The sequence below is a fragment of the Paenibacillus jamilae genome (assembly GCF_050482105.1).
In the GTDB taxonomy this organism is placed as follows: Bacteria; Bacillota; Bacilli; order Paenibacillales; family Paenibacillaceae; genus Paenibacillus; species Paenibacillus jamilae_B.
In genome coordinates this window covers 186,299-210,074 of sequence record NZ_JBCNHI010000014.1, presented here as the reverse complement: position 1 = coordinate 210,074, position 23,776 = coordinate 186,299, and the positions used below count along the sequence as shown (strand labels likewise).

Genomic DNA, 23,776 nt, shown 5'->3' with positions numbered 1-23,776 from the left:
CGCTCGACTTGCATGTATTAGGCACGCCGCCAGCGTTCGTCCTGAGCCAGGATCAAACTCTCCATTAAAGACCAACCGAAGCTGGTTTATAGAAAGAGCGATTAGCTCATTTGAAACTGACGAGATAAAATATCTCATTGTTGATTTTGCGAACAAAATCATTTACTCACTCGTTGTTCAGTTTTCAAAGATCAAACTTGAGTAATACTTTGCTTCATCTCACTTCGTTTCTTCACCGCATCTCAGCGGCGACTTAAATAATATATCATATTCATTTCATCTTTGCAACACTTTTTTCAGAAGAATTTTTTGATCAATTCTACTTTCTTTATATGTTGCTAACCACCTTCTAAAAGACATCTATAAGAATATATCATATAACCTTACTAATTAGCAACACCTTTTTTAGTTTTATTTTTCAAGTTTAAAATTACTGCATTTAAACAAAGAGACTATTATTCTCAACTAGCAGAATAATAGTCTCTTTAACATTTTCCCCCTTCACCTTACGACTAATAAACCGGGATGTACTCGTTTCTACCCCTTTCTTATATTTGTCTGCGTCAGTCATTAATCCATGGATTTTGACGTGCACGAGTACTATAGGATGAGGATTGAGTTCTTCCTCCAGTTGATTTACGGGATTTAGGCTTTTTACTAGTAACATGATCACTTGAAACCTTGGCTTTGGACGTTTCTTCTTTGGATGTGCCGCTAGCGATGTCCTTTGATTTATTTTTACGCGCGCTCTCGTCTTTTTTTGAAGCAGAAGCAACTTCATTTTGAGATGGAGTAGCCTGATTGTTGCCTACTTCTTGCGTTCCTGGAGAGGTTAGCGCCGACACGGTGTTTTCTTCCCGGCATCCACAGTCTGGCATAAACATATAGGGTGTTGTATATCCCTCTAAAGGATACATAGGTGCATTTCCATGTGCGTACGGATGATAAGGTGGATTCGCAGATTGTTGACCCATGAGTTGGCTATAGTCGGACACATACCCACTTGCAGGCAAACTATGTTGTGGTCCTCCCCATGCGTGGCTCCACTGACTGCCCTGGACTGCACTCTCTGGTTGCTGCTGCGGCCCCCCTTGATGGATGAATGGAGGATAAACAGGATGGGATGTATTTTCAGATGCTTCATGACTCGGATAATATCCAGGGGTGCAGCAGCAATCTGAATAGGCAGGATAAGGTGTGGGTTGAGCATGTATGGGTGCTGTCTGCATTGGTCCCCAGCACCACGGATGTTCGCAGTCATGATGATAACCCTGATCTGAAACTGCAGAAGGAGAGACCTGTTCTGCAAATGAGGTATTTACAGGAGCACTCCCCCAATTTTGAGGAGAGCCAATCCCTGGATACCAAGAGTTCTGCACTGCATTAACTGGTGGACTATAATCAAATGCCGATTGCTGTAATGGCCATGGAGAATTTTCCATCGACTTCGAGCTTGCACATCCACAAAATTTTTCAGTTACGGGTTGCTTCTCGATATGAACTGGAAGTTGCGGCTTAGGTGCAATCGGTTGGGTGACTATAGGTTGCATTGGTTGAGGTGGGGCAGGTTGAGTAATTATGGGCTGCAATTGAGGTGGAGCAGGATTTACTGGCGCCATATTGGCAGGTGCCATATTGACGGGCGCCATAGGAGCTTCAGGCAATTTTAATTCAGGAAGCTTAGGAGGATTGGCTGTTTCTATCGGCTGTGTCATTTCTTCTTTAGGGCTAGGGATATTCTCCGGTTTAGGCTGCGTTAACTCAGCCTTGGGTTGGGTAGTTTCTTCCTTAGTTGGGGATTCAGGTTTAGGTTGTGTCATCTCTTCTTTGACTGCAGTATTTTTTTTATTCACCGGAAGATCAGATGCATTCTCTTTGTAGTGTGGAATATTAACTGTTTCTCCAACCAGAAGTGCGTTGGGATTTTTAAGCTGGGTATTAGCATCAATAATTAGCTTAAGCGGTACGTTCCATGCCTTGGACAACTTCCACAACGTATCTCCTTGCTTAACCTTGTGTTGATAAACTGTTGACGGCTGTGTTTCCATCGTAACAGGGTCTGTCGGAATTTTGATTTTCTCGCCGATGCTCAACTGATTAGGGTCTGCCAATTGAGGATTGGCAGCAATAACTTTCTCCAGTGTCACATTATACTTCTGTGCCAGTAAGTACAGAGTGTCACCTTTTTTGACGATGTGTATTTTCACAGGTCACAAACCTCCTAAACTTTCGTTCGGGCGGGATAAACGCCCGGCTTCTGTTATTACATCCTATGCACCTCCCGGGCGAATGACCCCATACAAACAAAAAAATCCTCTCAACCGAATACTTTTACAAGCATTCAGTCAAAAGGATCTCGTATTATTTTAGTCCTGCCACACTTTATAGCCATCCTGATCCACAATCTTCCGGAACTCAGACAGGAGCTGCAACGTGACTGGACCAGCAACACCAGAGCCGATTGTACGGCCATCCACTTCATAAGCTGCAATCACTTCTGCTGCAGTTCCTGTAAAAAACACCTCATCGGCAACATATACATCGTGCAATGTAAAAGGCTGCTCCTTAAGCGAATATCCAAGCTTGGCGCACAAATCAATGATAGCATTACGAGTAATCCCCTCAAGCGCTCCCAAATAACAAGGCGGTGTGTACAACACTCCATTTTTGACAATAAAAATGTTGTCAGCAGAACCTTCCGTCACGTATCCTTGGGAATTGAGCATAATAGCCTCGCCTACACCAGCATAGTTAGACTGGATCTTCACCAGGATATTGTTGAGATAGTTCAATGATTTAATCTTCGGATTCAAAGCATCTGGGATGTTGCGACGCTGAGAAACAGAGATTGTCTTCAGACCAGTTAAGTAAGCCTCTTCCGGATAAATGGCGAGCTGCTCGACGATAATGATGACACTTGCCTTCGCACAACGAAGAGGATCCAAACCTAGATTTCCGGCACCACGGGATACAACCAATCGGATATATCCATTACGCATGTCGTTAAGACGAATCGTTTCAGCCATTGCTTCCAACATTTCATCAGGAGACAACGGAATGTTCAACTGAATAGATTTCGCAGAATCATACAGACGCTCTAAGTGCTCCTTACATTTAAAAATATTGCCGTTATAAATACGAATACCCTCAAATATACCGTCTCCGTACAAGAATCCATGATCATATACGGAAACCTTTGCATTCTCCTTAGTCACATGCTGCCCATCTAGATAGATCCATTGTTCTGCCATTAAAACCACACCTCCGATTAATGTTCCTTCAAAATAGGTTCGATCGCTGCTTCAACATACTTGTAGCTTGGATAAGAGCCCAGAATGCGTACATTGCACCCCAGAGCCTCGATCTCTGCAAAGGCTGCCGGTAGCAACACGGAATTCAAAGATTCCAGAACTTCAATGTAAAAATAATAATTCCCCAATTGCTTTTTGGTCGGACGTGATTCAATGCGAGACAGATTTAACCTGCGCCATGCAAATGCGGATAAAACCTGATGCAGCGCTCCCGGAAAATCCTGCGGCGGTGTGACCAAAATACTGGTCCTCTGGCCTTCAGGCGTACATGGGAGACTTACAGGTTGATGTCCAATCAAGACAAAGCGGGTAAAATTGTTATCGTGATCGGTCACTTTGCTGGCCAAAATATCCAGTCCATGTTTGGCAGCCGCAAGCTTAGTTCCAAGAGCAGTCCAACCTTTGCCAGGGTTATGTTTAACAATTTCGACGGCTTCTGCCGTACTTCCTGCACTCTCCAGCTCGGCTTGAGGAGCGGAAGCTTGTATGAATTCTTTACATTGAGGAAGCGCTACAGGATGGGACATAATTTTGACCACTTTACTCAAATCAAGCTTGTCCTGATCCTCAAGGTATTCACTACGATGCCCAATAAGATTTTGAATTGAGGGATATACCCATTCCGCCTGCATTGGAATGTCTACCTCATGTACAAGCCAGTCCATATGCAAACTCACAGAGCCGTCAATCGTATTCTCAATAGGAATTACACTATAGTCTGCCCGCCCCTTGTCCACTGCCTGAAATACGTCTGCTATATGCTTGTAAAACAGTAGTTCACAGGGCGTATCTCCTAACAAATACTTAATCGCTTCATGAGAAACAGTCCCCTCAGGAAGAAGTGCAATTCGTTTCATATCGTAAGTTCCCCTTTAATCATATCCATAAAAGGGTGTGTATTCCCTTCCGTATATACTTTAACTCCTTCATTCTCCGGGCGCAATTTTAAAACAGATGCGGTGATCCCTTCTTTATTCATTGTCACTGTTAAATACTGCTCTAGCTCCGTTTTGCGGTTTTCCCGTCGATCTGTCAATGCCAGCAACGTCGGTCCAGCACCACTAAGAGCCACACCCAATGCACCATAATGGTGTGCATCCTGTAAGATCTCTGTCATACCTGGCACAAGTGCCGCACGGTAAGGCTGATGAAGCTGATCACGCATCGCTTCGGCGATTAGATCTGTTCGCCCTGAAGCCAATGCCGCTACCAGCATTGAAGCATGGCTTACATTATATACAGCATCCTTCAAGGATACATGAGCAGGCAGGACTTCTCTGGCCTTCGACGTGGACAGTTGAAAATCCGGAATAACCACCATAACCTCCAGATTAGCATCTGGTTCAATCCGTAAGTGCTTGGCATGCTCGCCATCCCACATGGCAGTAATAATACCGCCAAACAGAGAGGCTCCGACATTGTCTGGATGCTTCTCAATAGCGCTTGCCATGTCAAATAGCTTGGAATCCGACAGAGGCGAGCCAATCAGCGTATTAGCAGCCACCAGCGCACCTACAATGGCGGAAGCACTGCTACCCAAACCACGAGTAAGCGGAATATCCGAGTACATCGAAATCTCCAGTTCAGGAACAGATACACCCGCTTCACGAAAAACCATTTGTGCTACCTTGTAAATTAAATTGGTTTTATCTTGGGGAACACCATTCATTTGATCTCCGTACAGATGAAAAGATGTCTGCTCGGCCTCTTTTAATTCAATCCATGCGTATAGAGACAATGCCATGCCCAATGTATCAAAGCCGGGGCCCAGGTTGGCCGTACTAGCAGGCACACGCACTCTTGCTGTTTTCAAAACGGTCATACAGATGACTCCTCCTGCTTTTATTGACTATCCCTCTACTCGGTATACACTCTTGATGCGGCGAATCACATCTAATGTTTCAAAATGTTCCAAAACCTTTTTCATACTTGCTTTGCTAGCTAAATGAGTCACGATAATAATTTCAGCATCGGGATTCGTCTCATTTGGCTGCTGTACGACAGATGCCAAACTAACATTGAATTCAGCAAATACCTGCGTAATCCGTGCCAACACCCCTGCTTTATCGTCCACGTGTAAAAGTACGAAATTTTTAAAATACACGTCTTCATCATTGCTAATTTTTTTAGGATTGTAGGGTACAATTGCTTTAAGCCCGTTTACGCCGAGTTTGAGGTTTTTCACTACAGCTACCAGGTCAGCTACAACTGATGTAGCTGTCGGCATTTCGCCTGCACCTGCACCATAAAACATGGTTTCACCCACCGCTTCACCATGTACATAAACTGCGTTGAACACCCCGTTCACCGAAGCTAATGGATGCTGCTTGCGCACCATAGTTGGCTGAACATTAATTGTAAATTCATCACCTTGACGCTCTGCAATGCCAAGTAATTTCATTTCATATCCTAATTTTTTAGCAAAAGCAATATCTTCAATGGTTACCTTGGAAATGCCGCTCACGCTTACATCCTTGAGTTCTACATTGGAACGGAAGCCGAGAGTGCCAAGTATTGCCATCTTTCGAGCCGCATCCAATCCTTCCACATCTGAAGTCGGATCAGATTCTGCATATCCAAGCTCTTGCGCTTCCTTAAGAACCTCCTCGTACGAGGCTCCTTCCTGACTCATCTTAGTTAAAATATAGTTTGTTGTACCGTTCACAATCCCCATAATGCGGGTAATACGGTCAGAGGAGAAACCTTCGATAAGTGTACGAATGATCGGGATACCGCCCGCTACACTAGCCTCATAAAAAATATCACATTGTTTTTCCTGTGCTTTTGCCAATACTTCAGAACCGTGCAATGCCATTAAGTCCTTGTTGGCCGTTACAATGTGCTTGCCCCTCTCTAGCGCTTCGAGAATGTACTCCTTCGTCTGGTCAATCCCACCCATGACTTCGATAATCACATCAATTTCAGGATCTCGAATGACTTCCCATGGGTCCTCAGTAAGTTTGGCGGCATCCACTTCTATGGAACGATACTTATCTATGTTTTTTACAGCTATTTTTTCTATGATGATCGGTGAACCTACTTGTCTGCTCAAGTCTTCCTGGTTGCCCTCTACGATACGAACGACTCCCGTGCCTACCGTCCCCAAGCCTAACAATCCTACTTTGACCGGTTTCATCCATTCCCCTCCTGCTAACTTTTTATCTAATGAATTGTATCGTTTTCAGCCTTGCCCAATCAGGCGGACCCGCTTGACTCCAGAAATGCTTTCCAAGCCCTCCAGCAGAACACCCAATTCATCACTAAGTCTGGACATTTCGACCGAGATGACTACGTTGGCTGTACCTTGCAGTGGAATACTTTGCTGGATCGTCAGCACATTTCCTCCGTAATCTGCCACTTTGCCGAGCACCCTGGACAGCATACCGGATTGATGCTCCAAATCGATGGAGATATTGACAATTCGTTCACGCTCCAATTGGTTAACCAAATGTATGCCATCTTTATATTTGTAAAAGGCGCTTCGGCTTAGCCCAACTTGCTCCACGGCATCATGTACGGTTTTAACATCTCCTGAGGCCAGTAGCTGTTTTACCTGTATGGTCTTAACAATAGCTTCAGGCAAAATATCTTCCCGTACTAAGTAATAGCGCTCTTTCAAGAAACGTCCTCTCCTCAAAGACTTATGTTTTTGTATAGAGGACATTATATCGAAACTCGTGAAAATCAGCAAGCTAACAATACAAAAAAACGGCTACTGTCTTCTATAGATTTCTCTATAGTGCAGTAACCGTTTAGGTTTTAAAGCTTTATTTCATTTTTAGTAGTAGCTACTACCTTCTACGAATTCGAACTCAAAATCAGCAATGCGTACAGATGTACCATCTGTGGCACCACGCTTGCGCAGCTCAGCGTCCACACCCATGTGACGCAACGTTCTTGCTAATTTTAAGATGGCATCATGCGAATTCATCTGCATACGCTTCATCATGCGCTCAATTTTGGGGCTGTGCACCACAAATGTGTCGTTTTCACGTACAATCGTAAAGCCCTCATCTTCGGCCGTATCCAATTTGAATACCTTACGTTCATTGACTTCCGCTACTTCCTCAACAACCGGCTCGTCCGGTATTTGATCCAATAGATCAGCAGCCCGATAGAGCAGTTCCTTTATACCCTGACGTGTCAGAGAGGAAATAGGCATGATTTCAAGGTCAGGACGTATCGTTGCAATTTGTTCTTTGAAGTGAACAAGGTTTTCCTCAGCTTCCGGCATATCCATTTTATTGGCTGCCACAATCTGTGGACGATCAGCTAGCCCTGCATTATATAGCTTTAATTCGTCGTTTATTTTGGTCCAGTCTTCAAACGGGTCACGTCCTTCGGAGCCGGCCATATCCACGACATGAATAATAATACGCGTCCGCTCAATGTGCCGCAGAAATTCATGCCCCAGTCCAGTGCCTTCATGGGCCCCTTCAATCAAACCAGGCAAATCGGCCATCACAAAATTCCGCTGATCCCCTACATCCACGACGCCCAGATTTGGGGTAATCGTTGTAAAGTGGTATGCGCCAATTTTGGGTTTGGCGGAAGATACGACTGACAACAGGGTAGACTTTCCTACACTAGGAAATCCAACTAAGCCTACGTCAGCCATTACTTTTAACTCAAGCGTAATATAACGCTCTTGTCCCTCCGCACCATTTTCAGCCAGTTCGGGGGCTGGATTACTCGGTGTTGCAAAACGAATATTCCCGCGTCCTCCGCGTCCTCCTTTAGCAACAACAATCTGTTGGCCATGACGTGTCATATCCGCCAATACTTCACCAGTGTCATCATCAATGATAACTGTTCCCGGTGGTATACGGACGATCATATGCTCTGCATTAGCTCCATGTTGGCTTTTGTTGCGACCTTTCACTCCACGCTGGGCTTTAAAATGTCGTTGGTACCGAAAATCCATCAAGGTACGCAATCCCTCGTCTACACGGAAAATCACGTCCCCACCGTTTCCTCCATCCCCACCAGCCGGGCCGCCATTAGGAACGTATTTCTCACGGCGAAACGCAATTAATCCGTCTCCACCGTCTCCACCTTTAACAAAAATCTTCGCTTTATCTACAAACATGGTTACACCTTCCTTATGTCTGGCACTGCATTCGAATTTGAAGCATATCACCCGTAGGGAGCTTTTCTGTTCGAAGGCGTTCACTTCCAAGTACGGATCTGACCTGCTTTAGTATATTTAAGTCGGCAGGCATATCACTTCCTTCAAAACGGACGATAACATCATTCTGATCCATACCGAAATAAAGTGTCAATCTGCGCACTTCTCCCCAGGACGACCGGCCCCCGCCATATTGATACGCACGCACCGTTTGTATGACGGCCGAGGCAAGCGACTCGCCGTCTTCGGGAGACATGACAGCGTCTAACTTTAACTCTTCCTCAACCTGTACCGACAACTGTAAATTTCCGGCGTTCACGCGAAAAGACTGCAAATAAAACACCAGCGAGGGAATCCCCAGCTTAGATATTTTACTGTCTTCCGATACCCGCCCTTTTATTGTTTCCACATACGCAGCTGATTTATCATGCTTATTCATACGAATATAGCCATAAAGCACCTGTAAATCATTCATCCAGTCATGCCGATGATGGTTAAGCGTTGCTATCGCTGTACGTTCTAAAGAACGTAAAGCAGCTTTTCGTTCACGTTCAACCTGTCGATGTGTATACCACATACCAAAACAAGCAGCAGCTACAGCCCACACCGCTAGCAGGATAACCGTTAATACTTTGGGATAGAGCAGTGAAAAAACCAAAGGAATCAGAATGGAACCCAACGCCAGGTAAGGCGCTCTTATCCGCTGGAACATGGCTTCTCTCCGTTCTGCGATAATTAAATGGATTAATCAACAACCTTAACCCAGTATAGCACAGACTAACTTTCCAGTTCATTACCATCATACAAAAAAGCCTCCGACAAAAGTGCCGGAGGCTTTTCAGCGTGTCTAAGCCGCTATTAAGCTTCTACAGTAGCTGCTACTGGAGCAACGTCGATCGGGTAGATGCTCACCTTTTTGCGATCACGGCCCCAACGTTCGAACTTCACAACGCCGTCCACTTTCGCGAACAGAGTGTCGTCCTTACCGATGCCCACGTTCGTACCTGGGTGAATTTTCGTTCCGCGTTGACGAACCAAGATGCTACCGCCGGTAACTGCTTGACCGTCAGCACGTTTCACTCCAAGACGTTTCGATCTGCTGTCACGTCCGTTCTTTGTGGAACCTACACCTTTTTTCGATGCGAATAACTGAAGATCCAATGTCAATTTCAACATGATGTCTACCTCCTTCTTTGTTTATTTTCTATTTGAATATACTTACCGTATGATTCAGCAATGCTTGTCAGCATAATCACCATGGACTCCAACAACAGTTGAACCTGTGCGTTCGTATCATGATAACTTTCAGGAGAAAGATACGCGCTTAAAAAGCCGTTTTCCATTTCTGTTTCCATTTCAACGTCCGTAAGAGCTCCAATCGAATTGACAGTCCCTACCGTTACCGCCGAAACACCAGCACATACGATATCTTCGCCAGATTTAGCAAAATTCGCATGACCTTTAACAGAAAACCCCTGTATGCTGCCATCCTCCAGTCGTGTAATACGCACGATAATCACTTATCGCACCCTCTTACGCTTGGATTTTTTCAATCGTCACTTTCGTGTACGGTTGACGATGACCTTGCTTCACATGGTAGTTCTTTTTAGGTTTGTATTTGTATACGATGACCTTTTGACCTTGACCATGCTTCTCAACTTTAGCTGTTACAGAAGCTCCGGAAAGAAGCGGTGTACCTGCTGTCAAGCCATTGTCGCCGGACACTGCCAGAACACGATCGAACGTTACAGTTTCACCATCATTAGCTTCCAACTTCTCGATGAACAATACATCGCCCTCTTGAACTTTGTATTGCTTACCACCAGTTTCAATAATTGCGTACATTTGCTTGCACCTCCTTATGTCTCAGACTCGCCTAATAGCAGGTGGCAGTTTCCTTAGGATACTGCACTTCAGTACCTGATTGGAGCGGTTACAGCATGTGCAGCCAATCTTACGCATCACACATACTAAATGATTGTAGCACAAGCTTTGTACACATTCAACCTTTAGTTTTAAAAAAAATTATGATTACGCGTTGGTCTACCTGAGAGTCTTTTCCTCACGCACTTTCTTTCGGGTCATTTCCAATAACCCCAACCGTGTCCAGCCGACAACATAGGATTTAGTCCGGTCCTTCTTCAATCTTGCCTCCAGCACTGAAGATACTTCCCTACGATTCTCCTCTTGTTCCATATCGATAAAATCAATGATGATAATACCTCCAATATCACGTACACGCACCAAACGAGCAATCTCTTCTGCTGCCTCAATGTTAGTCTGCGTCACCGTCTCTTCCAGGTTACTGCCACCCGTAAACTTCCCAGTATTTACATCGATGACGGTCAATGCCTCCGTATGATCAATGACAATGTATCCGCCACCTTGAAGCCATACCTTTCGCGCAAAATCCCGTTCCAGTTGCTCATGAATGCCATAAGCTTTGAAAATAGTTTCTTCTACACCACGAAATATACTTACATGAGCTTGCGCAGAACCAATCTGTTGCAGCATTACTTCTGCATCCTTTGCTTGCTCCTCGCTGTCAATGACTAGCTCATCCTGCTCAGGTGTAAACACATCGCGAATTAAACGCTGAACGATACTTAGATCCCGATGTAATTCACACGGTGCGGAGTGATCACCCGCTTTACGCTGAATAGCCGCCCATTGCTTACGTAGCTGATTCAGATCATTTTCAATCGCTTCTATACTCATTTCCTCTGAAACCGTACGAATGATGACACCTTCCTCACCCGTACGCAGCTGCTCTCCCATCGCTTTCAAACGGGCACGTTCTGCCTCACGCTCAATCTTCTTGGATACGGCCACATAATCAGCACGGGGCATGTATACAATCCAGCGGCCTGGAAGTGAAAAATGGGTGGTCACCCTGGCTCCTTTGCTACCAACAGCCTCTTTTAATACCTGTACTACAATTTCCTGACCCACCTTTAACAGATCAGAAATGGATGGCTTTACCTCTGGCTGCTTGTCCAAGTGAGCATGAAGTACGTCATCCACATACAAAAAGGCATTTTTCCGCTGTCCAATATCAACAAAGGCAGCTTGCATCCCTGGTAGTACATTGACCACCCTCGCTTTGAAAAAGGAACCTAGAATTCCCCGTTTTCGCGGTAGTTCAGCCGCATATTCAACCAATCGTCCCTCTTCCAACAGTGCCATTTGGGTCATCTGCTGTTGGCATTGTACAATCATTTGCTTCATGGTTTTTCAACCTCTCTGAATACAGCCTCTTCCTCATTCATAAAACATTATTTGAGCTTGGGTTCTCCACCGTTTGGCGGGCGGGCCGCAAAATAAGAGCGTATAAGTCGTTGCTCCGGCAACACAGCTACAATTCGTCCCTGTTCATTCATAACATAAACCATATGATATCGATCTCTTCTGAAAAGACGCAAAACAGGCTCCAAATGTTTCACTGGTAGGGATACAATAGGTAGGGCTATACTTCCCTTAGCTGCTTCGCGGTAAAAAAGCTCGTCCCTTCCAAGCAAAAAACGTATAAAACGGTAAGGGATATTCCGATAATCCACAATATTAGAATAAAGCAAAAAAATCCCTACCGCCAGCAGATTTAAATGTAAAGTCTCTCCTTGCCTTAATAAAGGCGAAATACCATAGAGACAAAATAGCACGCTTGTTACGATACTAGCTCTAAAAGTCCATATTAATGTACGGTGATAGGAACAGAATAAACTAATCAGCGACTGCAATATTTTCCCACCATCGAGCGGTAAAATAGGCAACAAATTAAACAATGCAATCACAGCATTTCCTTGAATTATATAATTTACATAATCATGCTCCAACCCATTCACATTCCTAAGCCACAAAAGGATGATGATCATGATTCCGTTTTGCAGAGGTCCCGCTAGGGCAATGACAATCTCCTTCCACGCATTGAGCTTCCCCTGATCCTCAATGACCGCTACTCCCCCAAAAGGTAACATCTGTATGGAAAGCAGTCGCGCCCCCAATAACGAAGCGGCTGTTGCATGACCTAGCTCATGTATAAATACCAGTGTAAATAAAGTCATGATCTCGATAAAATGTCCGGTTAATACAGAGGTCAGCATGACCAGGACAAATAACGGATGCAGGGATAGGGTCACCCCTCGGACATTAATCAAGGGCTACCACTTCCGACGGGTCAATGTATTGATCCCCTCTTTGAATAGCCAAAAACAAAGTTGTCGCCTCGCTACCGCTGTGACTTGCTGGCAATACACCAATCTCTTCTCCCTCCTGAACCCAATCATTCACTTTTAAAAGAGAACGTGAAAGCCTTCCATAAGTTGCTGTGATACCGCTAGTATGACGAACTGTAACCGATATTCCACTTTTGGGATGGTTTAATACGTCTAATACGCGTCCTGCGTCTATACTTTTAACAGCGATTGCCCCATTATCAGTAACATTCGGCGTAATTTCTACCCCTTTAAGGCTCAGTACAAATGGCTGTGTTATGTTGCCTTCAATCGGCGGAGAGCCCTTTCGACTGGCGTTGACCTTGTTCGTTTCATGCTCCTCGCCAAAAATCGGTAAAAAGGAAGGAGCTCCGTCAAAATAAGTTTTATACCATTGTCCAGCGGCTGCAAAATCCATGTCCTTCTGCAAGGCATCCGCGACAAACATTCTCAAATTTACTGCATAGGGAATATCCCAGCGAAATAAGCCCCATATCATTCCAAACAACATTGTTGCTATCACAGTTCTGCGCCAAAAGGAACTCCAAAAGGACGGACCACGATTTTCCATAAAAGATTGCTGCCAGCGTTGCCGATCATTTTTCCACTCAGTTTCTGGGTCTCTGAGCGAGTTGGTACTAACTACAGGCATCGATTTCATTTCTCTGTACCCATAGTTATTATGATATATGCCTGAGGAATACGACCCCACTTTATTTTCCTCGATTAGCTGCTGTATGCGTTCTTTTCTGCGTTGCTTGATTCCTGAATTTTTGTCCATCCTGTTCAGCCCCCTCAGCGAGGTAAGTTTATTACATCTTATGAGGACGGGCTTCAACTTATGTTGTCCGGTTGGGGAATACATACCCTAAAACCAAAAAAAACCGGCGCTAGCGCACCGGACATGTTTTAAATATTTTTAACATTTATGTAGTAGCCCTAAATTTCATATACCAAAATCATAGAAATTAAAAAAGCAAACCAAAAGCACTTAAATAAGTCATTGCTTATTTAAGTGTCTAGTGTTACCAATCAACGCTATGATAACACTTACCTTAAAAATCAGTGAAAAATTGCACAGGAAAGGGTCAAGCAACTACTACTAGCATTACTCCCCGTTTTCCTTATCCGCCCATACCAAAAAACTTCTTAAAGCGTGTCATTACACTCTTCTTTTGGTCCAGCTGCATCAGAGGCACAGTATCGCCCAAGATCCGTCTTGCAATGTTCCGATAGGCAATCGCTGCCTGTGCATCAGGATTCATAACAGTAGGCTCTCCAGTATTAGCTGCTTTAATTACCATTTCATCATCCGGCACAATTCCGATAAGGTCTATGCTGAGTACCTGTAAAATTCCATCAATATCTAACATATCTCCGGATTTAACCATACTGTTGCGAATGCGGTTAACCACCAACTTAGGTGATATCACATGTGAACTTTCCAGTAGACCAATTACCCGATCTGCATCGCGTACAGCAGCATTTTCTGGAGTAGTCACAACAATGGCCTGATCCGCACCGGCAATGGCATTTTTAAAGCCTTGCTCAATACCCGCAGGACAGTCGATCAATATATATTCAAAATCCTTTTTAAGCTCCAAAATAATATCTTTGACCTGCTCCGGCGTAACAGCACTCTTATCCTTTGTTTGAGCAGCAGGCAACATATATAACTCTTCAAAACGCTTGTCCTTAACCAGTGCCTGATTCAGACGGCAACGACCTTCTGCTACATCAACAAGGTCATAAATGATTCGGTTTTCCAGACCCATTACAACGTCTAGATTACGCAAACCGATGTCCGTATCCACCAAACACACCTTTTTGCCGAGCAATGCAAGCGCTGTTCCTATATTGGCTGACGTCGTCGTTTTGCCGACGCCGCCTTTTCCTGAAGTGACGACGATAGCCTCTCCCATGTGCTACACCCCTTTGAACACGTTAAAATCGCGGCCCAGACGCACAATATTGCTCATTTTATCTATTTGCATAGCGCCATCCTTGAGATACGCAAATTCCATACCGGATTCACGCGTCTCCCATTCATCTGGTGGACGACTGATCATTTCAGAAATTCGCAGCTGTGTTGGTGCAAAATAGGAGGCCGCGATAATCGCTTCACTATTTCCCTCCATCCCTGCATGCGCCATGCCCCGCAGAGCGCCGAGGACATAAATATCACCGGTACAAGTAATAATTCCACCCGGGTTCACATCTCCCAAAAAGAGCAAGTTTCCATTGTGATGAAGCACTTGTCCTGAACGGACAATCCCTGTCACCGTGTGAATAGGGGGCTTGCCCTGCACTACTGCAGGCAATCCGGGGGATTCTACAGACCTGATAAGCAGATTCCCCTTCTGCTTCAAAATCTCCAGAATACTTTCCTTCTGTTCCTCAGTTACTTCCCGACTTCCCAGCTTAATATCCACATGAATGATCGGGCCTGTTAAAATATTTTGATGACTGTGCTCCAGCTTAAAACGCAGTTCACCCAGCAAATCCTCAAACTCGCATTGATCGTCCAGCAGGAATACCAGGCCATCTTTGATGCCTTTAATCGTGACATGATTCGATTTCACCGCCATTAGCCTGTCCCTCCTATCTCAATCATTTCGTCCCCGGGACGTCAAATCCCTGCTAACCCGGACAAAATGTGTGTAAAAAGACCTAGACAGTCTCTTCCTTTTTCACACGGGTACCCAAACGCTGCAATTGCTTGCGAACGGGGACATAAATGATGAGGGCGAACAGAAAATGGATAAACAAATCAGGAATCATATACTGAGCAAGTGCCCAATTGAAAGTCTGATGATTCAGCTGGAACAGTTGATCAATAGCAAAAAGCATCGAATCCAGCAGGAAGCTACCAATCAACACGGCCGCCATCATAATGGGCATCGGTGCACGTCTAGCTGTAAACACAAGCCCTAATAAGTATGCAGACAACCCCATTGCAAAAGAATAAGGGCCAATGATAAACCCGTAGTACACTACGTCATGAATAAGTCCAAATACAATACCTAGCACCAATGCTGTATGACGGCTGTGATACACAGATACAAACAAAATTACGACATACACAAAATTAGGGACCATTCTCGAATGCCAGCTATCCGGGAGGAGCCATGGAAGAATCGTTCCTTCAGCTATAAACAGTACAAACAGCAGCAGTATTAGAACCTGACCGCGCATCTTCATTATTCCGGTACCTCAGGAGTGTAGAGAACGAGCAGCTCTTTCCAATCCACAAAACTTGCTGCCGGTTTAATAATCGCTGTCCGTGTTTGACCGAACTCTCCAACCTGAATTTTCTCCACTGTTCCAATCATTAGGTTTTTACGGAACTTCCCGCCTGCACCAGACGTAATAATCTGATCGCCCTTAGCGATTGGATCTTTTTCTTCAATGCGAGTCATTTGAAATCTGTTCGTACCCGGATCATAGCTTTCAATCATACCAAACGATTGATTTTCCTTACCCAAGACTGTCGCTGCAATGGCATAAGAATTCGGATTTTTAGGGTCCAATGTAGTCAACAGCGTAACGGTGGACGTAAAATTCCCCGTGCGGCTAATGACCCCTACAAATCCTTCAAGTGAACTGACCTCCTGACCAACCTTGGCTCCGTCCTTCTCACCAATATCAATCACAAGCGTTTTGGAATCATTGCTAACACTGTTCACTTGAGCAACACGATAATCATAATTATTTTTTGCCTTTTGCGTTTGAGTGAACTTCAGTTCATTCTGTAATCTGGCATTTGTTTCAACATAATTATGAGTCTGAATCTGGTCCCGGGTCAGCTTTGCCACGGCTATTTTTAAACGTTCATTTTCTTCGTAGATACTACGCATATTACCAATATCTTTAAAGAAGCCCGCTATTGCTGAAGCGGGCCTGTAAAAGATACCTTGCACAAAGCCAATTGAATCTCTGGCGAACTTCTCGGGCCAGGTTAAGGAACTTCTCTGTCCAAGTGTAATCCCCATAAGGGCAATAAACAGAACGATTCCGATCAATAGAACAAATAGTCTTTTATTGCCAAACAGCTTAAACAGTTCCTACACCCCCGATTCAACGTTTGGAACGGACGGCAGAACTGCTGCGCGATTTGAACAAATGGATATTTTCCAGTGCTCTACCCGTACCGATTGCCACACAATCCAGAGGATTTTCCGCTACGATCACCGGCATTCCAGTCTCGCCTGCCAACAGCTTATCCAGGTTGCGCAGTAGTGCTCCACCACCAGTCAGCACGATTCCTCTATCCATGATATCCGCCGCCAACTCGGGAGGGCATTTTTCCAATGTTACTTTAACTGCGTCCACGATCGCATTAACTGTATCCGATAAAGCTTCGCTAATTTCATCGGAGGTAATTGTAATTGTCTTCGGCAAACCTGTTACCAGATCGCGTCCGCGGATTTCCGATGTTTCTACTTGCTCTAACGGCATAGCTGAACCAACTTCCATTTTCAGCTGCTCAGAAGTCCGTTCACCAATCATCAGATTGTATTGACGCTTCACATATTGAATGATGGACTCGTCCATTTCATCGCCAGCCACACGTACAGAACGACTTGTTACGATCCCTCCTAGGGAGATGACTGCAACTTCGGTTGTACCTCCACCGATATCGACAACCATACTACCCGTAGGCTCCCATACTGGCAGATCAGCGCCAATTGCCGCTGCAAACGGCTCTTCAATCGTGTACGCTTCTCTTGCGCCTGCTTGCTTGGTCGCATCTTCAACAGCACGCTGCTCCACTGCAGTAATGCCCGAAGGCACGCAAACCATCACGTTCGGATGGCGTGGAAACAAAGAACGTTGTGCTTGCGCCTGACGGATGAAATATTTAATCATTGTTGCTGTCGTATCAAAATCAGCAATGACTCCATCCTTCATTGGACGAATTGCACGGATATTCCCTGGTGTGCGGCCAATCATTTTTTTAGCGGATTCCCCAACAGCTTCAATGGTTTTTGTATCTGTACGCAAAGCGACTACAGATGGTTCACGAACTACGATTCCTTTTCCTCTTACGTATACAAGCGTGTTTGCCGTCCCCAAGTCAATTCCTAAATCTTTTGTAAAGCCACCCAGCATGATGTTAATCTCCTTTTCTCTTCCCTGAAATCTGTTATCCCTGTATAAACGGTTTATTCAGGCCGGTTTAACCGGTCGTGTTTAAATGTTTGATTTAAATATTATATTATATCAGACCTTGCTCCTTCAAACTTACAAAGGTCCCGTCCCCGATCACAATATGATCAAGCACGTCGATACCCACTATGTTGCCCGCTTCCATCAGGCGGCGAGTCAACTGGACATCTTCCGGGCTTGGCTTCGGATCACCGCTCGGATGGTTATGAGCGCAAATAATCGAAGCACTGCTGCATTTGATTGCAGCCCGAAATACTTCACGAGGATGCACGATGGCGGAATTCAGGCTACCCATAGATAGTGTTTCCTGAGCAATGACATGGTTTTTGGTATTTAGAAACAGGCACACAAAATGCTCTTTCTGTAAATAACGAAGCTGCTCAAACAATAAATCTGCCACATCCCGCGGGCAACTAATCTTCGGGGTCTCCAAATGGCGTGACAATGCTAATCGACGACCCAACTCGATACTCGCCTTTAGCTGTATCGCTTTAGCATTTCCAATGCCCTTAATCTGGGTCAACTCGCTCAGACTCATATCCACCAGTTGACGCAAATTCCCTGCCTGCTGCAAAATACGCTGCGCTAAATGCACAGATGATTCACTTTGTGTTCCTGTACGCAGTAGTATTGCTAGCAACTCCGCGTTGCTCAAGGCGTCCGCCCCATATGTCATCATGCGCTCTCTTGGTCGTTCTTCATGGGGGAGGTCGCGAAGCATCAGTACTGGCGACTCCAGCATATGTTTATCCCCTTTTATGGACGCAGCACATTCACTCCAAAATCGGACAGCATGTCCGATAGCAAGGAAAGCGGCAATCCTACGACGTTAAAATAACAACCCTGAATAGATTCCACCAACGTAGCACCCATGCCTTGAATGCCATACGATCCTGCTTTGTCAGACGGTTCACCAGTATTAACGTATGCCACAATTTGCTCTTGGCTTAGAGGCTTCATCGTGACCTCCGTTTGGCGATGTCTAACAAGCATTTTGCCAGTACCGGTATGTATGCAGGCTACCCCGGTGTACACACGGTGTGTTCTTCCCTGCAATGCTGTCAACATGCGAACTGCATCTGCATGATCGGCAGGCTTGCCCAATACCGAATCCTCCAGCACGACAATCGTATCGCTGCCAATCACCAATCCAGCTTCCTCGGATTGCGCGACGCCGCGCACGACCGCTTCGGCTTTGCGGGCCGCAAGGGTCTCCACGATTTGCTGAGGCGTCCAGCTCTCAGGCGTGCTTTCATCCGCATGACTCGGCACCACCTCAAAGGGGAGTCTCAAATATGAAAGTAACTCCTTCCTTCTTGGTGAAGTCGATGCCAGAATAATGCGGGGCGTAATTTTCCCGTCCATAAGGGAAGCTCCTTTTCATCAGTTAGAGCCTGCGATACAGCCAGAACGCGGCGATGATGCCGATCAGACTAAGCAGGCTCAATTCAAAATTTATCGTTATGTTGTAGCTGATAATATCCAGATCCGCTCTCGGCGACCAGGATATCGTAGTGGGGTGGGTCAGAAAGGAAAGGACTTTGAACGATTGAAGGGCCTTAGCAATCCAGGCACCCAAAAGCCAACCGAGCAACAAAAACAGTATAAGCATTCCTACATTTTTTTTCATCCCGATCTTCCCTCGCCATTTTTTGACACCTTCATTATTATACGGTGATTTGTACTGCAATACAAACAGAAATCCGGCATGGGGAACTATTTCCAGTTCCTTGCCGGAAAGTATGCTTAGTCTATTGTTTTATGAATTGGATAAATTCCTTCTCACGCAAAACATATTCCATCATGGAGGATTGAATCTCCCAAATGTGTTCCTTGGCTGTATTCTTGTTATATTCCCCAAGTGCAGAGACTGCACTGTTCATCGCCTTTTCAAGCGAGGTCGCGGAGGCAGCCGCTTCCTTTGGCAGACCGGTGGGAAGTGCAGCAACATTTTGTGTCCACTGCTGATGCAGGTTGTTCAGTTCGTTCAGTTCGGAGGCTGGCACTGCATTTGAAGCTTCTTCTCTGAGCAAATTTGATGAGAGTCCAGTCAGCTTCCCCACTAATGAGCTGCTTAACTGAAAAAAGGCAGTAAGTTTATCACTATTGCCTCCGTAAGCCGCTTTTTCGAATCCGGGCAATTGGAGCTCGCGGACATACAGCTCCACTCCTTGTGTCTTCAATTGATTGCTGAGCAACTTGGCTTGCTCCCTATCCGGCGATATTCCTGCATATACCCGGTTTTGATCCTCGCTATCCCCTCCAGCTGCAATGCCCGCCTTCAACAGTTCTTCCTTTGCCTGTAAAGCCCGCTCCGGAGTACTGAAAACTCCGTATTGCAGCAAGTAATAGGTTTGTGGTGGCACTTGAGCTGCTACAACCGTGACAGGGGCGGAATTCTCTTTTGTAGACGTTGTATCGACATCAACAGATTCTTTAAAAACAGGCACGGCTTCCTCAGCCGAAGAAGCGGATCCCGGGACTATACTGCCTCCATTAAACAGTAACAACAGAATATAGCCAAACATGCCCCCAGTCACCAACGCACTGGCTACAGACCCGATTAATCTCCATCTGGAAGGGTGAGGCGGACGTTTTCTATACTCTTGACCAGAATAATAAGCTTTCTCATCATCAATCTCGTCCTCATCCAGACTTTCTGGTAGAACATCCGCATCTGACCAGGAAGCGGCCGAACGACCAAAAGGGTCGTCCCATCCCTCCTGGACCCTCAATGTTGGAGTAAAACGCCGACTTACAACCCGTTTATTCGTCTCTTCAGGTTTACTGGGGTCTGAATGTTGTGTAGTTCGAGTATGCTTCTCCATACTACTAGTCCGTTCCATTCCTTTACGCTGGTTCTCCGCTTGAAAAGGCTCATCATCATGATATAACTCCATATCTCTAATCGTGTCACGCTGCCCGTTCGTAAACGTCGGATTTTTGTACGGAAGCACCTGTTGCTTTTCCTCCCGGCTTGTCTCCGGCAACTGTTGGTCGAACCGGAATGTCATCTTGGCCTTGTTCATGGATGCACTCCCTCCTTGTCCCATACTCCTCATAGTTTGTTGTATGAGCCAAGCTGAGAGAATATGCGTCTGCATTACAAAAAAAGGGTATCCCGAAACACATCCGTGTTCGGAATACCCCTCAAACCTATAATTCATTGGTGTAATAGCCCTGTATACGTATTACACTTGTTGTCCGCGAAGATGACGCGCTAATGCATCTCCGGCTTTCCAAATATCTCCTGCTCCCATCGTCAGCACAAGATCGCCTGGTTGCAACCGATCTTTCAACTCCTCGATCACGGCTTCTTTGGTCGGTAAATAGATTGCATTTGCATTGCTGTTTTGGACAATTAAATCCACAAGTTTGGAAGAATGCACACCTTCAATCTGTTTTTCTCCCGCTGGTGAATATATATCGGTAATGATAACTTCATTTGCCTCGCTAAACGCACGGCTGAACGCATCCAGCAGGAAGAAGGTACGACTGTAGCGTTGTGGCTGGAACACGGCAATAATACGCTTGCCAGTCGCTCTCGCTGCACTGATCGTAGCCTCAATCTCTGTTGGGTGATGCGCATAGTCATCAATAATCAAAATGTCATTGCCTTCACCTAGCACCTGAAAGCGACGTTTCGCTCCGTGAAATTCCACAATAGTTGCGGCAATTTGATCAAATGGAATTCCTGCTTCCAAACATGAAATCACAGTAGCCATCGCATTATACATGTTATGTTTACCCGGTACAGATAATTCAATCGTTCCGAGCGCTGTTCCCTTACGGCTCATTGTAAAGCTTAATCGGCGGTCACCTAATTGGATATCTGTCGCCATGTAATCCGCTTCATGCTCTACCCCGTAAGTAATAACCCGAGTTTGGAGCTGAGGCAACATTTCTCGGATGTTCTGATCATCGGCGCATACAATAGCTGCTCCATCCGGCCGAATTTGGCTCAAAAACTGTACGTAAGCACTTTTCAGACGGTTAAAATCGCCATCGTAATTTTCCAAATGATCCGCTTCAATATTGGTTACGATACCCTGCCAAGGGTGATATTGCAGGAAAGAGCCATCGCTCTCATCCGCCTCGGCAACGACAAACTCGCTTTTACCCGCTTTGGCGTTCGTTCCCAAATTCGTGATTTCGCCGCCGATAATATACGTTGGGTCAACGTTACATCTCTCCATAACCAGAGCGATCATAGAAGAGGTTGTCGTTTTCCCGTGCGCACCCGCAACCGCTATTCCCTTACGTTCGTTAAGTAAGCGAGCCAGCATCTGCGAACGGTGCAGTGTCGGAATATTCAGTTCCTCCGCTGCCACCCGCTCTACATTGTCACGTGACAATGCTGTGGAATAGACGACGATATCCGCGCCTGCAATATGTTCAGGCGTGTGTCCAATATATATTTTTGCGCCTTTTGCCGCCAGTTTTTCTGTCAGCTCCTGTGATGCCACATCTGAGCCAGTCACGGTATAACCCATCTCCAGCATGACCCGAGCAATCGCGCTCATCCCGTAGCCGCCGATACCGATAAAATGAACATGTTCCGAAGTAATCAACAAATTTCACCAACCTTTTTCCGAATCGGTTTGATACATAAGGGTAGCCCGTACATCCGCAATAAGGTATAGCGTGCCGGACACCACCCCCAGATCATCCGCTTCCGTATGTGACTGAAGCAGGCCTAAAGCCTTTTTCCAGTCACCTTCTACAATAATTTTTAAATCCGTTTTGGCATAAGACGGCCGCAGCTTCTCCACGAGATGAGCCAAATCAGCGGCATTCATTTTGCGGCGAAAATCGGGCTCGGTCAGAATAAGAGTATCCACTAGTGGCAGTATATGCTGCAAGTATGCTTCATGATGCTTGTTTGAAAGCATCCCCATCATTAAAACCAATTTTTTGTACGAATACACTTGTGGGAGACTCTTGGCCAGCGTCTGTGCTCCCTCTGGATTATGGGCCCCATCAAGGACAATCCTCGGAGAGGTACTGACTTGTTCGAGACGCCCTGCCCAGGCAGCTTGCCTAAAGCCCTCCAGCAGATCCGCATCATCTAACACAAATGCCATATACTGACGTAGGACTTCAAGTGCCATCATAGCTCCTGCCGCATTAGAACATTGATGTTCGCCTAACAACGTGATGTCGATTTCCATATGTCGGAAGGGCCCCGCGAATGAAAAGGTCTGACCTGTTTCATTCCCGTTTAGCCGTTCATACGTAAATTGTTCTCCTCCCAGATACAAGGCAGCTCCTTGCTTGGACGCCGTTTCACGTATGACCTGAATAGCCTCGGGCTGAGAAACACAACTGACGACAGGTACACCCGGTTTGATGATCCCAGCCTTTTCTCTTGCAATCTGTTCCAGTGTATCTCCCAAAATATCCGTATGGTCATAGCCGACATTCGTAATGACCGAGACGATAGGACTCACGATATTAGTTACATCCATCCTTCCCCCGAGACCTGTTTCCCATACCACAACATCTGGAAAAGCTACCGTAGCATAGTACAAAATAGCCAATGCTGTGGAAACCTCAAACATCGTAGGTGATCCCAATTCACTATCTGCGATTTCTTTCACCAACGGATATAGGCGATTGGCGAGCGAAACCAGCGTTTCATCTGGAATATCAGTCCCGTTGAACTGAAAACGGTTTGTAAATCGGGTGATGTACGGAGAAGTAAAGGTTCCGACATCGTATCCACATTTCAGTAGCACAGAGGTTAAAAAGGCACAAGTCGAGCCCTTACCGTTGGTTCCTGCAATATGCACAAATTTCAAATGTCGTTGTGGATCACCCAGCCTACTCATCAGCAGTTCGATTCGTTCAAGTCCAGGTCTAATGCCAAACGGGATTAACCCGTTAATCCATTCCACTGCCTCATCATAACTTTGTAAAGGAGCTATGTCGCCGCCCCTGATCGTATCTGACATCCT

General features: G+C 45.6%; 25 protein-coding genes, 1 rRNA gene and 1 other annotated feature. All 26 genes read right to left on the bottom strand.

All coding sequences use genetic code 11. The features are described from left to right. Nucleotides 1–68 (bottom strand): 16S ribosomal RNA (locus ABEW32_RS12195); the annotation flags it as partial. Nucleotides 69–563: 495 nt separating this feature from the next. Next, nucleotides 564–2,207: a LysM peptidoglycan-binding domain-containing protein gene (locus ABEW32_RS12190; protein WP_430188021.1), complete on the bottom strand. Its 1,644-nt coding sequence runs from the start codon at nucleotides 2,205–2,207 to the stop codon at nucleotides 564–566. 159 nt (nucleotides 2,208–2,366) lie between these two features. Further along, a complete protein-coding gene (ilvE, locus tag ABEW32_RS12185; protein ID WP_430188020.1) occupies nucleotides 2,367–3,251 on the bottom strand; it encodes a branched-chain-amino-acid transaminase in 885 nt (294 codons plus the stop codon). Nucleotides 3,252–3,268: 17 nt separating this feature from the next. After that, on the bottom strand, nucleotides 3,269–4,168 hold the full coding sequence (gene pheA, locus ABEW32_RS12180) for a prephenate dehydratase (protein WP_430188019.1): 900 nt from the start codon (nucleotides 4,166–4,168) through the stop codon (nucleotides 3,269–3,271). Beyond that, nucleotides 4,165–5,133 (bottom strand): homoserine kinase, encoded by a 969-nt coding sequence (thrB, locus tag ABEW32_RS12175; RefSeq protein WP_430188017.1) that lies wholly within the window; start codon nucleotides 5,131–5,133, stop codon nucleotides 4,165–4,167. Before thrB ends, pheA begins: the two co-directional genes overlap by 4 nt. 27 nt (nucleotides 5,134–5,160) lie before the next feature. Further along, nucleotides 5,161–6,447 carry a homoserine dehydrogenase gene (locus ABEW32_RS12170; RefSeq protein ID WP_430188016.1) on the bottom strand — a complete coding sequence of 429 codons (1,287 nt, stop codon included), beginning with the start codon at nucleotides 6,445–6,447 and terminating at the stop codon, nucleotides 5,161–5,163. A gap of 45 nt (nucleotides 6,448–6,492) precedes the next feature. Beyond that, a complete protein-coding gene (locus tag ABEW32_RS12165; protein ID WP_430188014.1) occupies nucleotides 6,493–6,930 on the bottom strand; it encodes an ACT domain-containing protein in 438 nt (145 codons plus the stop codon). A gap of 159 nt (nucleotides 6,931–7,089) precedes the next feature. Beyond that, nucleotides 7,090–8,400 carry a GTPase ObgE gene (obgE, locus tag ABEW32_RS12160; RefSeq protein WP_430188012.1) on the bottom strand — a complete coding sequence of 437 codons (1,311 nt, stop codon included), beginning with the start codon at nucleotides 8,398–8,400 and terminating at the stop codon, nucleotides 7,090–7,092. A 13-nt stretch (nucleotides 8,401–8,413) separates the two neighbouring features. Further along, on the bottom strand, nucleotides 8,414–9,151 hold the full coding sequence (locus ABEW32_RS12155) for a Spo0B domain-containing protein (RefSeq protein ID WP_430188010.1): 738 nt from the start codon (nucleotides 9,149–9,151) through the stop codon (nucleotides 8,414–8,416). A gap of 146 nt (nucleotides 9,152–9,297) precedes the next feature. Further along, nucleotides 9,298–9,615 (bottom strand): 50S ribosomal protein L27, encoded by a 318-nt coding sequence (gene rpmA, locus ABEW32_RS12150; RefSeq protein WP_013311590.1) that lies wholly within the window; start codon nucleotides 9,613–9,615, stop codon nucleotides 9,298–9,300. 5 nt (nucleotides 9,616–9,620) lie between these two features. Further along, nucleotides 9,621–9,959, bottom strand: coding sequence for a ribosomal-processing cysteine protease Prp (locus ABEW32_RS12145; RefSeq protein ID WP_430188009.1), 339 nt, complete (start codon nucleotides 9,957–9,959; stop codon nucleotides 9,621–9,623). Nucleotides 9,960–9,972: 13 nt separating this feature from the next. Further along, complete coding sequence (rplU, locus tag ABEW32_RS12140) at nucleotides 9,973–10,284, bottom strand: 50S ribosomal protein L21 (protein WP_013311592.1); 312 nt, start codon at nucleotides 10,282–10,284, stop codon at nucleotides 9,973–9,975. A 13-nt stretch (nucleotides 10,285–10,297) separates the two neighbouring features. After that, nucleotides 10,298–10,384: a sequence feature (ribosomal protein L21 leader region), on the bottom strand. A gap of 98 nt (nucleotides 10,385–10,482) precedes the next feature. Continuing rightward, nucleotides 10,483–11,667 carry an Rne/Rng family ribonuclease gene (locus ABEW32_RS12135; RefSeq protein ID WP_430188007.1) on the bottom strand — a complete coding sequence of 395 codons (1,185 nt, stop codon included), beginning with the start codon at nucleotides 11,665–11,667 and terminating at the stop codon, nucleotides 10,483–10,485. A gap of 47 nt (nucleotides 11,668–11,714) precedes the next feature. Beyond that, nucleotides 11,715–12,593, bottom strand: coding sequence for a M50 family metallopeptidase (locus ABEW32_RS12130; protein WP_430188005.1), 879 nt, complete (start codon nucleotides 12,591–12,593; stop codon nucleotides 11,715–11,717). Next, complete coding sequence (locus ABEW32_RS12125; RefSeq protein WP_430188003.1) at nucleotides 12,586–13,431, bottom strand: peptidoglycan DD-metalloendopeptidase family protein; 846 nt, start codon at nucleotides 13,429–13,431, stop codon at nucleotides 12,586–12,588. Before ABEW32_RS12125 ends, ABEW32_RS12130 begins: the two co-directional genes overlap by 8 nt. 343 nt (nucleotides 13,432–13,774) lie before the next feature. Further along, a complete protein-coding gene (gene minD, locus ABEW32_RS12120) occupies nucleotides 13,775–14,572 on the bottom strand; it encodes a septum site-determining protein MinD (RefSeq protein WP_013372668.1) in 798 nt (265 codons plus the stop codon). 3 nt (nucleotides 14,573–14,575) lie between these two features. Then, nucleotides 14,576–15,238 (bottom strand): septum site-determining protein MinC, encoded by a 663-nt coding sequence (gene minC / locus ABEW32_RS12115; protein WP_430188001.1) that lies wholly within the window; start codon nucleotides 15,236–15,238, stop codon nucleotides 14,576–14,578. Nucleotides 15,239–15,320: 82 nt separating this feature from the next. After that, nucleotides 15,321–15,851 (bottom strand): rod shape-determining protein MreD, encoded by a 531-nt coding sequence (mreD, locus tag ABEW32_RS12110; protein WP_264217414.1) that lies wholly within the window; start codon nucleotides 15,849–15,851, stop codon nucleotides 15,321–15,323. After that, nucleotides 15,851–16,672, bottom strand: a complete 822-nt coding sequence (gene mreC / locus ABEW32_RS12105) for a rod shape-determining protein MreC (protein ID WP_430187999.1) — start codon at nucleotides 16,670–16,672, stop codon at nucleotides 15,851–15,853. Before mreC ends, mreD begins: the two co-directional genes overlap by 1 nt. 55 nt (nucleotides 16,673–16,727) lie before the next feature. Continuing rightward, entirely contained in the window at nucleotides 16,728–17,762 is a 1,035-nt protein-coding gene (locus ABEW32_RS12100) for a rod shape-determining protein (protein WP_013311600.1), read from the bottom strand. A 106-nt stretch (nucleotides 17,763–17,868) separates the two neighbouring features. After that, nucleotides 17,869–18,561, bottom strand: coding sequence for a RadC family protein (gene radC, locus ABEW32_RS12095; RefSeq protein WP_430187997.1), 693 nt, complete (start codon nucleotides 18,559–18,561; stop codon nucleotides 17,869–17,871). Nucleotides 18,562–18,575: 14 nt separating this feature from the next. Continuing rightward, complete coding sequence (locus ABEW32_RS12090) at nucleotides 18,576–19,184, bottom strand: Maf family protein (protein ID WP_430187996.1); 609 nt, start codon at nucleotides 19,182–19,184, stop codon at nucleotides 18,576–18,578. 22 nt (nucleotides 19,185–19,206) lie between these two features. Next, nucleotides 19,207–19,449 carry a DUF4321 domain-containing protein gene (locus tag ABEW32_RS12085; RefSeq protein WP_007431701.1) on the bottom strand — a complete coding sequence of 81 codons (243 nt, stop codon included), beginning with the start codon at nucleotides 19,447–19,449 and terminating at the stop codon, nucleotides 19,207–19,209. A 121-nt stretch (nucleotides 19,450–19,570) separates the two neighbouring features. Then, entirely contained in the window at nucleotides 19,571–20,848 is a 1,278-nt protein-coding gene (locus ABEW32_RS12080; protein WP_430187994.1) for an SPOR domain-containing protein, read from the bottom strand. 162 nt (nucleotides 20,849–21,010) lie between these two features. Then, nucleotides 21,011–22,390 (bottom strand): UDP-N-acetylmuramate--L-alanine ligase, encoded by a 1,380-nt coding sequence (murC, locus tag ABEW32_RS12075; protein ID WP_058830530.1) that lies wholly within the window; start codon nucleotides 22,388–22,390, stop codon nucleotides 21,011–21,013. 6 nt (nucleotides 22,391–22,396) lie between these two features. Further along, nucleotides 22,397–23,773, bottom strand: coding sequence for a bifunctional folylpolyglutamate synthase/dihydrofolate synthase (locus tag ABEW32_RS12070; protein WP_430187993.1), 1,377 nt, complete (start codon nucleotides 23,771–23,773; stop codon nucleotides 22,397–22,399). Nucleotides 23,774–23,776 lie beyond the last annotated feature (3 nt).

What these genes read in the sequence shown, in the direction of transcription:
- ilvE (WP_430188020.1), bottom strand. Translation starts at nt 3,251, where the DNA reads ATGGCAGAACAATGGATCTATCTAGATGGGCAGCATGTGACTAAGGAG.
- pheA (WP_430188019.1), bottom strand. Translation starts at nt 4,168, where the DNA reads ATGAAACGAATTGCACTTCTTCCTGAGGGGACTGTTTCTCATGAAGCG.
- thrB (WP_430188017.1), bottom strand. Translation starts at nt 5,133, where the DNA reads ATGACCGTTTTGAAAACAGCAAGAGTGCGTGTGCCTGCTAGTACGGCC.
- ABEW32_RS12170 (WP_430188016.1), bottom strand. Translation starts at nt 6,447, where the DNA reads ATGAAACCGGTCAAAGTAGGATTGTTAGGCTTGGGGACGGTAGGCACG.
- obgE (WP_430188012.1), bottom strand. Translation starts at nt 8,400, where the DNA reads ATGTTTGTAGATAAAGCGAAGATTTTTGTTAAAGGTGGAGACGGTGGA.
- ABEW32_RS12155 (WP_430188010.1), bottom strand. Translation starts at nt 9,151, where the DNA reads ATGTTCCAGCGGATAAGAGCGCCTTACCTGGCGTTGGGTTCCATTCTG.
- rpmA (WP_013311590.1), bottom strand. Translation starts at nt 9,615, where the DNA reads ATGTTGAAATTGACATTGGATCTTCAGTTATTCGCATCGAAAAAAGGT.
- rplU (WP_013311592.1), bottom strand. Translation starts at nt 10,284, where the DNA reads ATGTACGCAATTATTGAAACTGGTGGTAAGCAATACAAAGTTCAAGAG.
- ABEW32_RS12135 (WP_430188007.1), bottom strand. Translation starts at nt 11,667, where the DNA reads ATGAAGCAAATGATTGTACAATGCCAACAGCAGATGACCCAAATGGCA.
- ABEW32_RS12125 (WP_430188003.1), bottom strand. Translation starts at nt 13,431, where the DNA reads ATGGACAAAAATTCAGGAATCAAGCAACGCAGAAAAGAACGCATACAG.
- minD (WP_013372668.1), bottom strand. Translation starts at nt 14,572, where the DNA reads ATGGGAGAGGCTATCGTCGTCACTTCAGGAAAAGGCGGCGTCGGCAAA.
- minC (WP_430188001.1), bottom strand. Translation starts at nt 15,238, where the DNA reads ATGGCGGTGAAATCGAATCATGTCACGATTAAAGGCATCAAAGATGGC.
- mreD (WP_264217414.1), bottom strand. Translation starts at nt 15,851, where the DNA reads ATGAAGATGCGCGGTCAGGTTCTAATACTGCTGCTGTTTGTACTGTTT.
- ABEW32_RS12100 (WP_013311600.1), bottom strand. Translation starts at nt 17,762, where the DNA reads ATGCTGGGTGGCTTTACAAAAGATTTAGGAATTGACTTGGGGACGGCA.
- radC (WP_430187997.1), bottom strand. Translation starts at nt 18,561, where the DNA reads ATGCTGGAGTCGCCAGTACTGATGCTTCGCGACCTCCCCCATGAAGAA.
- ABEW32_RS12090 (WP_430187996.1), bottom strand. Translation starts at nt 19,184, where the DNA reads ATGGACGGGAAAATTACGCCCCGCATTATTCTGGCATCGACTTCACCA.
- ABEW32_RS12085 (WP_007431701.1), bottom strand. Translation starts at nt 19,449, where the DNA reads ATGAAAAAAAATGTAGGAATGCTTATACTGTTTTTGTTGCTCGGTTGG.
- ABEW32_RS12080 (WP_430187994.1), bottom strand. Translation starts at nt 20,848, where the DNA reads ATGAACAAGGCCAAGATGACATTCCGGTTCGACCAACAGTTGCCGGAG.
- ABEW32_RS12070 (WP_430187993.1), bottom strand. Translation starts at nt 23,773, where the DNA reads ATGTCAGATACGATCAGGGGCGGCGACATAGCTCCTTTACAAAGTTAT.